This is a genomic window from Actinokineospora diospyrosa (genome assembly GCF_024171925.1).
Classification (GTDB): domain Bacteria; phylum Actinomycetota; class Actinomycetes; order Mycobacteriales; family Pseudonocardiaceae; genus Actinokineospora; species Actinokineospora diospyrosa.
The window spans coordinates 74,293-87,031 of the sequence record NZ_JAMTCO010000005.1 but is presented as its reverse complement, the minus strand read 5'-3'; the positions used below and the strand labels follow the sequence as shown (position 1 = coordinate 87,031).

Below are 12,739 nucleotides of genomic sequence, written 5' to 3'. Positions count from 1 at the left end.
CTAACTACCGGCCAGTAACACCCACAAGAAGGCGGTTCGAATTTGTCACGGCGGCACATTTCCCGCGTTCGGGATTAGCACGCCCGCGAAATGGGCGCCGTGGCCAGGGGAGGTCGCGGGCGATCGCGGGACCCCCAGCCTCGCGATGAGCCCACGGGGTTCACCCCTGGCCGCACACCGCCCCCGACACCGGGGACAGCGTCACGCACCCATCGTCGCGCACGGAACCCTTGGCGCACCAGCCGGTTCACCCAGAGCGGAACCAAAGTCCACTGTGGACTAGTCGAGCCACTGCAGCCCGTAGCTCAACCCCTGCTGCAGGTCGTGGAACTCCAGCGCGACGTCGCCGACCCGGTCGATGGTCAGCAGGTCGTCACCGGGGGCGAAGTCCTCGAACGCCTTGGCGGGCAAGCCGTTGACCCGCCACACCCGCTTGGGCGGGGTGACCGGGTCGAACCGCACCCGGACCGAGAACTCCTCGCACCGGCGCAGCGGCGTGAACACGTAGTACGGCCGCATCCACGAGCGCGGGTAGGAGGTGAACTCGATGCTGTAGTCGTGGCGCTGGCCCAGGCTCAGCGGACTGGGCAGCCGCACGACGAACCGGGTGTGGCTGGAGGAGACCCGCTGCTCCTGCACGATCTCGCCGCCGTAGGCGATCTCCGCGCGGATGTCGGGGCCCTCGGGCATGGCCTGGTCGCGGGGTGCGCTCAGCGACAGCACCAGCTCGTCGAGCTCGTCGACGGCGGCCACGATCTGGCGCTGCTCGGTGAGCGTGGGCACCTCGAGGTCCAGCCGCAGCGCAGCGCGCAGGGACTCCACGTACCAGCCGTCCGGGGAATACGAACCGGACTTGCGGTCGCGCATCCCCGCGTCGTAGAGCAGTTCGGCGAGCAGTTGGAACGCGCTGTCCACCCGGCGCCGGGCGGTGCGCGGGTCTCGGTCGAACCGGCTGGCCAGCCAGTCGATGCGCTGGTCGAGGAACCCGCCGTCGGCCTCCTTGTGCAGGCCGAGCGCGGCGACCGCGGCCAGGTGCAGGTCCGACGGGAGCCGGGCGCCCAGGTGGGTCAGCCGCAGCACCAGCTTGCGCCGGACCAGCGCCGGGTCGTCGATCTCGGTGATCCCGCAGGCCATCCGCAGGGCGGGGCCGACCCGGCTGTGCAGGTCGTCGGAGCGGACCCCGCGCCCGCGGCGGACCTCCTTGAGCTCGGCGACCACGTCGGCGATCTCGACTCCCACCCGGACACCACCCTTTCGCACGGTTTCCTCCCTGCAGCATCGCAGGGCGCCCCGGTGTGTTACCAGTGACAAATCCAAGGCGCCAGGACAGACAATGGACACGCTGGAAAAACAGGCGCCCGGTTCACATTCCCCCCGGAGTGAACCGGGCGCCCGCCCCCCTCTTATCCCCCCGCCAACCGCGGTTGGCGCTCACACCAGCAGGAACAGGATCCAGTGGCTTTCCACGGCCATGCACCTCCTCCGAGTTCAGGGCAGCCTCCAGCCCGGGAACAATTGATTCGCGTGTGTGTCAGAAACCGCTGACCAGCAACATGCCGGAACCGAGTCCGGCCAGGAATGTCCAGAAACCAATCCGCGCTACCGATCCCACCGTCATCAGCATCCTCATCGGTGATCCCTCCCCGGATCTCGCTCGCGATCCAAGGATGCCCCTGGGACAACGACCCCCGCGATGACCTGTGGCACGCGCCGAGCACGCCATTTGGCACATCTCAGAGCTCGGGGACCTCGCGGACGAAGGCGCGCAGCACGTCCGGGCGCGCGATGACGGTTTGCCTGCGGGTGTTGATGACGATCCCGCGGTCGCGCAGCACCGAGAACGCCCTGGCCACGGCGCGCAACGATGCGCCGACCCGGTTCGCGACGTCCTGCTGGGTGAACGGGACGCGCAACGCGAGCCCGGTGTCGGTCTGCACGCCGTACGTGCGCGACAGCCAGAGCAAATATGCGGCGACCCGCTCGGTGACGTGCATCGTGGCGAAGTCGGCGCGGGCGCTCTCCGCCTCGCGCAGCCGAGCCGCCAACTGCATCACCATCGCCAGCGCGACCGAGGTGCGCTGGGCGAGCAGGTCGCCGAACTCCTGGGCGCGCAGGTGCACCGCGTGCACCTCGTCGAGGCTCTGCACGTCCGCCGAGCGCACCCAGCCGTGCAGCGCGGCCAGGTCCCCCAGCACGTCGCCCGGCCCGCGGAAGGCGACCAGCACGGTCTGCCCGTCCGCGCGCCTGGTCAGCACCCTGGTCCAGCCGCTGACGAGCACCAGCACGTGGTCGGTCGGGTCCCCCTGGCGCAGCAGCGTCTCCCCCGGCCCGAACACCCGCGGCGTCCCCAGGCCGACCACGTGCGCGCGGTCGTCCTCGGACAGGTAGGCCATCAGGGACTCGGCGACCAGGTCACCGGGAAGTCGCATCGCACCCTCCACCCCGTGATCATCGCCGATCCCCGCGCACCTCACCAGGCTAGTTCGGTCTCCACGGCGGATCTCCTCTCTACTAGGCGCCACCCGACGGTAATCCGCGCCCGTGCGGACCGGCCCGGGTCCCGGTCAGGTTGACCAGGTTCTGTCCACGGCGTTCGTTGACAGTTCGGCGCCCGCGGGCCCCGTTCGGGGGAAATCCCGCGCGCGCCCGGGCAGCGGGTCCGCCGTCGCGGTAGGTGGTGGGTGTGCAGACCTTCCGGACCCTGGTCGGCGCGCGGGTGTGGGCGGCGGTGGTGGCCGCCGGGACCGCACGGGAGTACGCGCGGGGGGAGGTGTTGCTGCGGCAGGGGGAGCCCGGCGGGTACGCGCTGGCGCTGGTGCGCGGGCGGGTCCGGGTGGTGCTGGCGGACGGCCTGCTGGTGTCGTTGCGGAGCGCGGGCGACCTGGTGGGCGAGCTGGCCGCGGCGGGGGTGGGCCGCACGGCGTCGGTGGTGGCGCTCGACCGGTGCACGGCTTGCCACGTGAGCGCGCGGGTGCTGGACGCGGTCGCGGGCGGGGCGGTGGGCGAGTACCTGCGGCAGAAGCTGGTGGCGACGGTGGAGCAGGTTTCGTTGGCGCGCTTGGGAAGCCGTACGCGGGTGGCTCGGCTGCTGCTGGCGGTGGTCGATCTCGGGGAGGCAGGCGACCGGCGGGTGCCGCTGTCGCAGGAGGCCGTGGCGCGGGCCCTGGGGATGGCGCGCAGCACGGTCGCCGAACACATAGCCGACCTCCGCCGCCACGGCGCCCTGCGCGACGGGCCGCGGCTGGTGGTGGCGGACCGGGATCTGCTGGCTGCGCACGCGGTGTGAGTGGTTGTGGTTGAGTTGGCGGTCGGATCTTGTGCTTTCCCAGGAGTGGCGTTGGCAGTGGAACGGCTTACCGTGCGCCCGATCGCCGGGCGTGCGGAACTTGGCCTCTTTAACCGAGTGCCCTACGTCCTCAACGGGGAACTGGAGGACGACCTCGTTGCCGGGCGCCGCAGGCCGGAGTGGATGTGGATCGCCCTGCGCGGCGAGGACTTGGTGGCCAGGGTCGCTTGGTGGGGCCGGGCGGGTGCGCCATTCCTCTTGGACATCTTCGACGCGGACTGCCGGGACATTGGTGAGCGGCTACTGCGGATCGCGATGGCCGCGGTGGTCCCATCCGGCGGTCCGGTGCCCGAGTACATCCGCACCGTCGCACCCGATTGGCGCTCGCACGAGACGACCCGGCGCGCCGTCGAAGACCGCATGGCCGCGCTGGAACGCACCGGCGCCCGCTTGCTCGTCGAGCGGCTGCGGTTCGAGTGGCGTGCCGGGACGCCGGTCCCCGAGCCGGCAGGACGCCTGCGGTTCAGGCCGGTTCGTGACATCGAGGAGATCCTCGGCTTGATGACCCGGGTGCTGGCCGGGACTTTGGACGCGCACGGCAGGGACGACCTGACGCGCATGTCCGCGCGCGAGGCGGCGGTTAAGCACTACGAGGAGGAACTCGCGCATTTCCGGAGCCCGCGGGAGTGGTGGCGGATCGCGACACTGCCCAGCGGCGAACCGGTGGGGTTCACCACCCCGGCGCGCAACGACTACAACCCGGTCACCGGCTACCTCGCCGTCGTGCCAGAGCACCGGGGCAACGGGTACATCGACGAGATCCTCGCTGAGGGGACGCGCGTCCTTCGTGCGCAGGGTGCCACCCGCATCCGGGCGGCCACGGACCTCGGCAACACCCCGATGGCGAACGCATTCCGCCGCGCGGGGTACGTCAATATCGAGCGAACGATCAACATGGTGTGGCGCTGATGCTCGAGCGCTTCGGCTGGCGGCGATCCGGCTCCCCTCTTGGGTGAACTTCTGGCGCTTGGGGCCGCTTTCGCGGTTCTTGCGCAGGTGGGATTTGTCCACAACCCGTGCGGGTATCCACAGCTTTTCGCCGGGCCCCAATTTGGGGTTGACACCGGGTAGACTGGCATCGGGGACGCCCCCCGGAGAGGGTGGGGGCTGGGGTACGTGGGGCGGGCCTCCGATTTTGCAGGCGGCGGCTTCTTCGCGGGCCGGGCGCGGCCGAGGAGACCGGCAATTCGACCGGCCATCTCACTTTTGGGTTCACTTCTGGCGCTTGGGGCTGCTTTCGCGCTTCTTGCCCAGGTCGGAGTTATCCACAACCCATGCGGGTATCCACAGCTTTTCGCCGGATCCCTTTTCGGGGTTGACACCGGGTAGACTGGCATCGGGGACGCCCCCCGGAGAGGGTGGGGGCTGGGGTACGCGAGGAGGGCCTCCTATTTCGGAGGCGAGCGGGGTTTCCGGAGGCCAGGCGGGGTTCGGGGCGGGCGATTCTGCTGGCGGTTTGAGTGGTGGGCGCGTTCGGCTTTGGGGTGTTTGCCTCGGTGGCGGCGTCGTTGATGCACCTGTGTGGGGGCAGAGTCGTGCGTCCCGACCGGCGAGGGGATTGCCGCGTTGACGTTGGTCTAGTGCGGGCTGGCCGGGCCTTTCGGAGAAGAACTGTGCGGTCCGGCAACGGGTCGATGTCCGCGATGCTCGCTGACTGACCGAGTTGGACGGGCGAAGAGATGTACGCCCTTGCACTGATCAACAAAGTGCGGCGACTCGGTCGGCGGCATCCACTGTCGGGTGCACTTCCACTGCTTGACAACGTTCCGACTCTCTTTGCCCAGGTCGGAGTTATCCACAACCCATTCGGCTGTCCACAGCTTTTCGCCGGACCCCTTTTCGGGGTTGACACCGGGTAGACTGGCATCGGGGACGCCCCCCGGAGAGGGTGGGGGCTGGGGTACGCGGGGCGGGCCTCCGGTTTTGCGGAGGTGGGGCGGGGTTTCCGGAGGCCGGGCAGACGCGGGGCAATGGGTGGAGGCCGGGCGGTGGAGGCCGGGCGGAGGGGGGTGGGGGCGAAACGCAAAGAGGGGGAAGGGACAAGTGGGGTGCCCTCGCTCGACTTGTGTCAGGTGCGAGAACGGATTTCCAGGGCGCGAATCTGTCCGGCGGCGGACGGTTGGGGGCGGCGGTCGGGGGCACGGTTGGGGGGACGAGAGGAGAGGACCGTGGGGTATGGGGTGGAGTTGCCGCCGTATCGGGCGATTTTGGTGGTGGACGTAAAGGGGTTCGGGGGGTGGCGGGGGCGGGACCACGCGGAGTTGGCGCGGTTGGTGCCCACGGTGTTGCGGCGGGCGTTCGCCGAGTGCGGGTTGGGTGGGGAGTGGGATCGGGCGCCGTTGAGCGTGAGCACCGGGGACGGGTGGGTGTTGGGGGTTCGGTCGGGGTTGTTGCCTCGGTTGTTGAATCCGGTTTTGCCTGCCTTGCAAGAGGTGTTGAGCGACGGGGTGCGGATGCGGGCTACCGTCCACATCGGACCTCTAACCGGTGGGCGGGCGGTTGAGGCGGGGAACGGGGAGGCTCGGGTGCAGGCGCACCGGTTGTTGGACGCGGGGCCGGTGCGGGCGTTGTTGGACCGGTCCGGGCCGGGGACCCGGGTGGCGGCCGTGGTGTCGGAGCGGGCGTACGCCGACGCGGTGGTGTCGGGGTACGCGGGGGATGATCCGAACCTCTACGTCCCCGTTCCGGTTCGGGTGAAGTCCTTCGCGCAGACCGCCTACCTCCGGGTGCCGGTGCCGACCGGGGAGTTGCTCAGCCACGGGTTCACCCGGGCAGCACCATCGGGAGTCCAAAGTGGTCGAACAGCGCGTAGCCGAACGTCGTGATCTCGGCAACCTCCTCGCCCTCCACCCGCAGCACGTCCAGCTTGAACGCGCGGAACTCCGTGTCCCCCGGGCGCCGCAGGTAGCTCGCCGCGGCGGGCATCCGGTTGGCCGTTGTGGCCACCAGGCGCCAGTCGCCGTCGCGGTCGGGGCCGAAGGCGCGGGTGAGCAGTGCCGCGATGGCGTCGCGGCCGTCGAAGCGCAGGGGGTTGGGGGGCATGGTGACGCGGATGTCCTCGGCTGCCACCGCAAGTGCGGCGGCCGCGTCGCAACGTTCGTGTGCGTCGATGAAACGTGCCAGCAGGTCCCGCTCGGCCGCACTGGGTTCGCGGGCGGTCCAGTCGTCGCGATGAGAGGGCAGGTGTTGGCGCAACGTTGCGCGGGCGCGTTGCAGTGCGCTGTTCGCCGCCGCCACGCTCACGTCCAGCAGTTCGGCCGTCTCCGCGGCGGGCATGCCCAGCACCTCGCGCGCCAGCAGGGCCGCCCGCTGCCGGGCGGGCAGCACCTGCAGGGCCGCCAGGAAGGCCAACTCGATGGTCTCCCTGGCGACCGCCACCACGTCCGGCTCCTGCGCGCTCGGCGCGACCTCGTCGAGCTCGCGGTCCGGGTACGGGGTCAGCCAGGCGACCTCGGTGCGCGCCCTGGCCGAGCGGGCCTGGTCGACGCACACGTTGGTCGCGATCTTGTACAGCCACGCCCGCGCGTTGCCCCCGTCGAACCCGTCGCGGTTGCGCCACGCGCGCAGGAACGTCTCCTGCACGGCGTCCTCGGCCTGCTCGTACGAGGCGAGCATGCGGTAGCAGTGGACGTGCAGCTCCCGGCGATAGGGCTCGAAGTCGGTCATCGCGCCGCGGTGACGACCTGCTGCACGGCCCACGAGTTGCCGTCCGGGTCGGCGAAGAAGATGAACGAGCCGTAGTCGCGGCCCTCGGGGTCCGCGCCCGGGGTCATCACGCCGTCGACGAAGTGCTGGGCACCGGAGTGCTCGACCCCCGCCGCGTCGAGCTGCTTCTCCGCGGCCAGGATGTCGGTGACGACCAGGTGGCAGCCCTTCACCGTGCCCGGCTCCCCGTCGCCCATCCCCTTGCCGAAGGTGATCGAGCAGGACGAGCCGGGCGGGGTGACCTGCACGACCCGGAAGTGCTCGTTCGGGCTGAAGTCGGTGTCCACGGTGAACCCGAGCTTGTCCGCGTAGAACTCCTTCGCGCGGTCCACGTCGGACACCGGTACGACGACGACCTGCAGCTTCCAGTCCATGGTGTGTCTCCTCGGTTCGGGGGCCCGGTGGCCATCCTTGTACCCGTGTAACGGGAGACGCCGGAGAAACTCATCGGTGCGCCGATGAATTCATCCTGACCAGCGCGAACGTCAGCCCAGCGACCACATGTCGGTGTCGAAGACGACCGCGACGGGGGCCGCGACCGGCTCCGGCCGGACCAGGTCCGGGGTGATGTCGACCTGCTGCGCGCGCGAGCAGTGCTCGTCGAGCAGGTCGATCGCCCCGCCGGGCAGCGTCCTGCCCGCCGCGGCGGCGGTCTCGACCACGGCGGCGATGGTCTGGTCCGGGACGCGCACGGCGTAGTGGTCCTCGACGCCCGCGCGCAGGTGGGTCAGCACGGCGGTGGTGTCCGCCCGCGACATCGACTCGACGGCGACGGTGTGGAACTGCGGGCCGGGCGCGGGGACGGCGGCCAGTTCCTCGGCGGTCGCGGTGCAGATGACGCTCAGCTCGCCCGCGGCCGCGGCCGCGCGGAACGGGTCGAGCAGGCGGGGGTCCAGCACCCAGAGCACGCACCCGGTCCGGACGAGCCGGTCGACCAGGTGCCCGACGGCGTCCCCGGTCGGCAGGTCGCCGGTGACCGCCCTGATCACCCGGCCCTGCAGCGCCTTGGCCACCTGACCGGCGGCGATCCGGTGGGCGAGCCCCTGCACGATCGCGGCCTTGCCGACCCCGCGCGGCCCGACGACCAGCACGCTGCGGCGGGTCCGGCGGCTCAGGGCCTGCGCGACCCGGTCGACCTCGGCGTCGCGGCCGATGACCGGTTCGGGGTGGACGCCGGTCGTGTGCCGGTCGAGCACGGTGTCGCCGGTGAGCTGGGCGCGCCGCGGCTGCACCCCGGCCAGCACGGCGTCGCGCAGGACCCGCAGGTCCGCGTCGAGGTTGACCAGCATCCGGGCGGCGACGCAGTTGGGTTCGCTGAGCAGGCCGAGCAGCAGGTGGTCGGTGTGCACGGCGGCCCGGCCGAGCGCGGTCGCCTCGGTCTTGGCGTGGTCGATGACCCGCTGCACCTCGGCCGCCACCCGCAACGGCGTCCGCCCGGTCGAGACACCGCGGCGGACGTGGAACTCGGCCCGCTCCCGCAGCAGGTCCGGCCCGAGCCCGCGCTCGAGCAGGACGGCCGCGGCGTTCCCGCGGCCCTGGGCCAGGGCGAGCAGCAGGTGGACCGACCCCAGGTAGTCGTGGTGCAGCCGGGTCGCCTCCCCCTCGGCGACGGTCATCACCGCCACGGCCTCGGCGGTGAACCCCTCGAAGAACCCGGTCATCGGGGACCCCCGAACGCGCGGGCCCGCTGTCCGTGCCGACCGTGCGCCATCCAACCCGGGTACCTCGACCGGGGTGCGCGGCCGGGACGGACAGCGGGGAACTCAGCCACCCAGCGCCTCCTGCACGACCTCGAGGTCGCGACGGGCCGCCGCCAGGGTGCTCGCCGACGGGTCGAGGGTCCGCTCGCGGATCGCCACCAGCTCGACCAGCAGCCGCTCGGCCTCCGCGTGCTCGCCGACGCGCGCCAGGTAGCGGGCCAGCGCGTGCTGGGTGCGGCAGGTGTCCTCGTGCTCGTAGCCGAGGGCCAGCCGCTGCGACGGGGCGAGGAAGCGCAGCATGGGGATCGCCTCGGCGGGACCTTCGACCTCCCCCGCGCAGATGACGCTGTAGAACACGGTGCGGAGGAAGTCGGGGGCGTCCCCGCCCAGGATGGCGTGCTGGGTCACGGCCAGCTCGTCGAGCGCGGCCGCGGACTTCGCCAGGTCACCGGCGGCGGCGCGGGCGAACAGCAGGTGCGAGGAGGTGCGCAGGACGTCCACGTGCTCGCCGGGCAGCAGGCGCAGTTGGCGGGCGTGCAGGTCGGCGAGGTCGGCGACCACCGAGGCCCAGCTGGTCTCCCTGGCTCTGGCGACCACGGACGCGACCCGATCGCGCAGGTCGTCGGCGGTTTCCGTGCCGACGCCGTTGCGGATGCGCAGTTGGTCGGCCGTCTTCGCGCTGCGCTTCTGCGGCTCCGGCAGCCCCTCGCCGCGCATGGTCAGCAGCAGGTGGCGGTAGACCTCGTCGAGGGTCACGTACTCCCCCGCGCCGGGGATGCCGCCGTCGAGCAGGCGCAGCAGCCGACCGGTGAACGCGGTGTGCGGCTCGTCCGGCAGGACGAGGGACTTGCGGTTGGGCGGGGCGGAGGTGAGCACGTAGGTGCCGTCGATGACGAGGTCGTCGACCGGGGCGGACATGGCGGTGCCGAAGGCGCGGCCGGAGAAGCAGCAGTCCAGGACGACGATCTTCACCTTGGCTGTGCTGTCGAGCACGCGGTCGCGCAGGGCGCTGTAGGGCAGTGACCCGAACTCCGGGGAGCCCGGCTCGCTGTCCTGCATGCCCAGGTAGAGGTCGTGCGCGCGGCCGATGAGCCCGTGGCCGATGTAGTAGACCAGCAGCAGGTCCTCGGCACCGGCCATGGCCTGGGTGATGCCGCGGCCCAGGGCGCCGGTGGACGGCGAGTCGAGCAGCACCGTGCACGCCTCGACCAGGCCGAGCTCGACGAACACCCGGCTCAGCTCAGCGAGACCGGGGCCGACCTGCGGGATGTCGGGCAGGCGGTCATCGCTGTAGCTCGACGTGCCGATGAGCACGGCGCGGGACGTCCCCGGCATGAGCCGCACCAACCCCCTCCGCGCCGCCCGGGCCCCTGGGCGGCGCGAACAGGATGTCGTGCCCTGGATACCGGGTGTTACGCCTGCTTGGTCTGGGTGAACCTGATCAGGTTGCCAGATGGGTCGCGGAACGCGCAGTCGCGGACCCCGTAGTGCTGGTCGAGCGGCTCCTGCACGACCTCGGCCCCGGTGGCGGCGATCCGCTCGAAGGTGGCGTCGCAGTCGTCGGTGGCGAACAGGACACCGCGCAGCAGGCCCTTGGTGAGCAGCTCGGTGAGCGCGGCCCGGTCGGCCTCGGAGGTGTTGGGGTCCGCGGCCGGGGGTTCCAGGACGATCTCCAGCTCGGGCTGGGCCTGGGGGCGCAGCGAGACCCAGCGCATCCCCTCGTAGGAGACGTCCTTGCTGACCTCGAGGCCCAGGGCGTCGCGGTAGAACGCGAGCGCGGCGTCGTGGTCGTGAACAGCGATGAATGTGTGCGAGACCGTCAGTGCCATGTGGACGAGGCTACGAGCCGTCCGCGCGCGACGCTTCTCCATTCGTGACCGGTCGCCGGACCGGGCGGGTGTAGAGCTTGGCGTAGCAGGCGGGGATGCCGACGACCTCGTCGTGTGTCCTGGCCCTATAGGCGCTCGGTGGCTCGCCGACCAGTTCGGTGAACCGGGTGCTGAACGAGCCGAGCGAGGAACAGCCGACCGCGAAGCACACCTCGGTGACGCTCATGTCGCCCCGGCGCAGCAGCGCCTTGGCCCGCTCGACCCGCCGGGTCATCAGGTAGCTGTGCGGCGACTCACCGTAAGCGGCGCGGAACGCGCGGGAGAAGTGCCCGACCGACATGTGCGCGCCCTTGGCCAGCGCGGCCACGTCCAGCGGCTGCGCGTAGTCGCGGTCCATCCGGTCGCGGGCCCGCCGCAACAGGACCAGGTCTTCCGTCGCCACCCGCACAGCATCGCACACGCGGCGATTGGGCGGAATGGACCACGTCGAACGTCCTTATCAGTTGAAGTGGTGAAATAAATGATTCCCAGTTACTAGGAGCCCTCTTTCGGCTGTATGTCGGAGGGTGAATCTCCCTATACCTTCGGCGGCGCCCACGAGGGAGGGAACAGATGCGCAAAACCGTTCGCGCGACAACTCCAGCGGTACTCGCCTGCGTCGCCGCGACCTTGCTGACCAGCATCGCGGCCGCCGCACCAGCGCCAGGAGCGCCCAGTGCGGGCGACCCCTACTACCCGAATGCCGGAAACGGCGGATATGACGTCGCCCACTACGACATCCGACTGACCTACCAGCCCACGACGGATGTCCTCTCCGGCACGACGACCATCACCGCGACCACGACGCAGGAATTGTCCCGATTCAACCTCGATTTCGGGTTGCGCGTCTCGTCGGTGCTGGTGAACAACGTCGCGGCCACGTTCTCGGCCAACGCGGCCGGTGACGGCGAGCTCGTGGTGACCCCGGCGCGGCCGCTGGCCAAGGGCGCGCCGATCACCGTGGTGGTCGCCTACAACGACCGGCCGTCCACCGTGAAGATCAACGGCTTCACCTCATGGGTGAAGACCGCCGACGGCGCGCTCGCGGTGAACGAGCCGGAGATCTCGTCGTGGTGGTACCCGTCCAACGACCACCCCACCGACAAGGCGACCTTCGACGTCTCGGTCGAGGTGCCCGACACCGTCGTCGCGCTGTCCAACGGCAACCTGGTGCGCACCACCAAGAACCGCACCGGCTGGACCCGCTGGTGGTGGCGCAGCACCCAGCCGCAGGCGACCTACCTGACCTCGCTGGAGATCGGCAAGTACGAGGTCAACCGGCAGACCACGCCCGAGGGCAAGCCGTTCATCACCGCTTACGGCGCCGACCTCGGCGACTCGCTCGGCGCGGCGAAGGCCAGCATCGAGCGCACCCCGGAGATCAACGAGTTCCTGGCCACCCAGTTCGGGCCCTACCCGTTCGAGGCCCAGGGCGGGGTGGTGACCACCGCGATCGGCTTCGCGCTGGAGAACCAGACCCGGCCGGTCTACGGGGCGCGCGGGTTCATCGGCGGCTCGAACGCCTCGCTGGTCGCGCACGAGAACGCCCACCAGTGGTTCGGCGACAGCGTCGCGGTCGGCCGGTGGAGCGACATCTGGCTCAACGAGGGCTTCGCGACCTACGCGCAGTACCTGTGGTCCGAGCACGTCGGCGAGGGCACCGCGGCCGAGTTGGCGCAGTACGTCTACGACTCCAAGCCTGCCGCGGACCCGTTCTGGCAGGTCCTGCCCGGTGACCCCGGCGCGGACCGGCAGTTCGACTCGGCCGTCTACGACCGGGGTGCGGCGACCGTGCACGCGCTGCGCACGCTGGTCGGCGACGACAAGTTCTTCGAGATCCTCAAGACCTGGCAGGCCACCCGCAAGGGCGGCACCGGGCGGATCGAGGACTTCACCGCGCTGGCCGAGCGGATCGCCCCGGGCAGGCCGGTGCGGCACCTGCTGAAGATCTGGCTCTACACCGCCGGCAAGCCCACCGTCGGCCCCAACGGCCCGACCGTTCCCGGCCAGCGCCTGGCGGCGACCGCGGAACCCAAGTCGTACAAGGAGATCCGCGCGGCGCTGGACAACCACGCGCACTCGCACAAGTGAGCTACTGAATGAGAAGAGGGCGGGCACCC

At 70.8% G+C, this 12,739-nt stretch carries 12 protein-coding genes; 4 read left to right on the top strand and 8 right to left on the bottom strand.

Translation table 11 applies throughout. The features are described from left to right. Positions 1-279: 279 nt before the first annotated feature. Both LV75_RS09810 and LV75_RS09805 read right to left on the bottom strand, forming a co-directional pair. Positions 280-1,260, bottom strand: a complete 981-nt coding sequence (locus tag LV75_RS09810; RefSeq protein WP_253886501.1) for a hypothetical protein — start codon at positions 1,258-1,260, stop codon at positions 280-282. 473 nt (positions 1,261-1,733) lie between these two features. Next, positions 1,734-2,429, bottom strand: a complete 696-nt coding sequence (locus LV75_RS09805; RefSeq protein ID WP_253886500.1) for a Crp/Fnr family transcriptional regulator — start codon at positions 2,427-2,429, stop codon at positions 1,734-1,736. A 254-nt stretch (positions 2,430-2,683) separates the two neighbouring features. Between LV75_RS09805 and LV75_RS09800 the strand changes: the two genes are divergently transcribed. From LV75_RS09800 to LV75_RS09790, 3 genes are all read left to right on the top strand, one after another. Next, a complete protein-coding gene (locus tag LV75_RS09800; protein ID WP_253886499.1) occupies positions 2,684-3,286 on the top strand; it encodes a Crp/Fnr family transcriptional regulator in 603 nt (200 codons plus the stop codon). A 57-nt stretch (positions 3,287-3,343) separates the two neighbouring features. After that, positions 3,344-4,255 (top strand): GNAT family N-acetyltransferase, encoded by a 912-nt coding sequence (locus LV75_RS09795; protein WP_253886887.1) that lies wholly within the window; start codon positions 3,344-3,346, stop codon positions 4,253-4,255. A gap of 1,259 nt (positions 4,256-5,514) precedes the next feature. Beyond that, the gene (locus LV75_RS09790; protein WP_253886498.1) at positions 5,515-6,171 is read left to right on the top strand and encodes a hypothetical protein; all 657 of its coding nucleotides are present in this window, start codon (positions 5,515-5,517) and stop codon (positions 6,169-6,171) included. Here the strand turns inward: LV75_RS09790 and LV75_RS09785 are convergent. From LV75_RS09785 to LV75_RS09760, 6 genes are all read right to left on the bottom strand, one after another. Beyond that, positions 6,110-7,012 carry an RNA polymerase subunit sigma-70 gene (locus tag LV75_RS09785; protein ID WP_253886497.1) on the bottom strand — a complete coding sequence of 301 codons (903 nt, stop codon included), beginning with the start codon at positions 7,010-7,012 and terminating at the stop codon, positions 6,110-6,112. The genes LV75_RS09790 and LV75_RS09785 overlap by 62 nt on opposite strands. Beyond that, a complete protein-coding gene (locus LV75_RS09780; protein WP_253886496.1) occupies positions 7,009-7,425 on the bottom strand; it encodes a glyoxalase superfamily protein in 417 nt (138 codons plus the stop codon). The genes LV75_RS09785 and LV75_RS09780 overlap by 4 nt, the downstream gene beginning before the upstream one ends. A gap of 111 nt (positions 7,426-7,536) precedes the next feature. Next, positions 7,537-8,712 (bottom strand): Clp protease N-terminal domain-containing protein, encoded by a 1,176-nt coding sequence (locus LV75_RS09775; protein WP_253886495.1) that lies wholly within the window; start codon positions 8,710-8,712, stop codon positions 7,537-7,539. Between the two features lie 102 nt (positions 8,713-8,814). Beyond that, a complete protein-coding gene (locus tag LV75_RS09770; RefSeq protein ID WP_253886494.1) occupies positions 8,815-10,086 on the bottom strand; it encodes a caspase, EACC1-associated type in 1,272 nt (423 codons plus the stop codon). 77 nt (positions 10,087-10,163) lie between these two features. Next, on the bottom strand, positions 10,164-10,580 hold the full coding sequence (locus LV75_RS09765; RefSeq protein ID WP_253886493.1) for a VOC family protein: 417 nt from the start codon (positions 10,578-10,580) through the stop codon (positions 10,164-10,166). Positions 10,581-10,590: 10 nt separating this feature from the next. Then, the gene (locus LV75_RS09760; protein WP_253886886.1) at positions 10,591-10,977 is read right to left on the bottom strand and encodes a helix-turn-helix transcriptional regulator; all 387 of its coding nucleotides are present in this window, start codon (positions 10,975-10,977) and stop codon (positions 10,591-10,593) included. A 215-nt stretch (positions 10,978-11,192) separates the two neighbouring features. Between LV75_RS09760 and LV75_RS09755 the strand changes: the two genes are divergently transcribed. Then, entirely contained in the window at positions 11,193-12,710 is a 1,518-nt protein-coding gene (locus LV75_RS09755; protein WP_253886492.1) for a M1 family metallopeptidase, read from the top strand. The last annotated feature ends 29 nt before the right edge of the window (positions 12,711-12,739 follow it).

Excerpts from the sequence above, each read along its gene's own strand:
- LV75_RS09765 (WP_253886493.1), bottom strand. The coding sequence starts at position 10,580 with ATGGCACTGACGGTCTCGCACACATTCATCGCTGTTCACGACCACGAC.
- LV75_RS09760 (WP_253886886.1), bottom strand. The coding sequence starts at position 10,977 with ATGGACCGCGACTACGCGCAGCCGCTGGACGTGGCCGCGCTGGCCAAG.
- LV75_RS09755 (WP_253886492.1), top strand. The coding sequence starts at position 11,193 with ATGCGCAAAACCGTTCGCGCGACAACTCCAGCGGTACTCGCCTGCGTC.
- LV75_RS09780 (WP_253886496.1), bottom strand. The coding sequence starts at position 7,425 with ATGGACTGGAAGCTGCAGGTCGTCGTCGTACCGGTGTCCGACGTGGAC.
- LV75_RS09770 (WP_253886494.1), bottom strand. The coding sequence starts at position 10,086 with ATGCCGGGGACGTCCCGCGCCGTGCTCATCGGCACGTCGAGCTACAGC.
- LV75_RS09785 (WP_253886497.1), bottom strand. The coding sequence starts at position 7,012 with ATGACCGACTTCGAGCCCTATCGCCGGGAGCTGCACGTCCACTGCTAC.
- LV75_RS09775 (WP_253886495.1), bottom strand. The coding sequence starts at position 8,712 with ATGACCGGGTTCTTCGAGGGGTTCACCGCCGAGGCCGTGGCGGTGATG.
- LV75_RS09805 (WP_253886500.1), bottom strand. The coding sequence starts at position 2,429 with ATGCGACTTCCCGGTGACCTGGTCGCCGAGTCCCTGATGGCCTACCTG.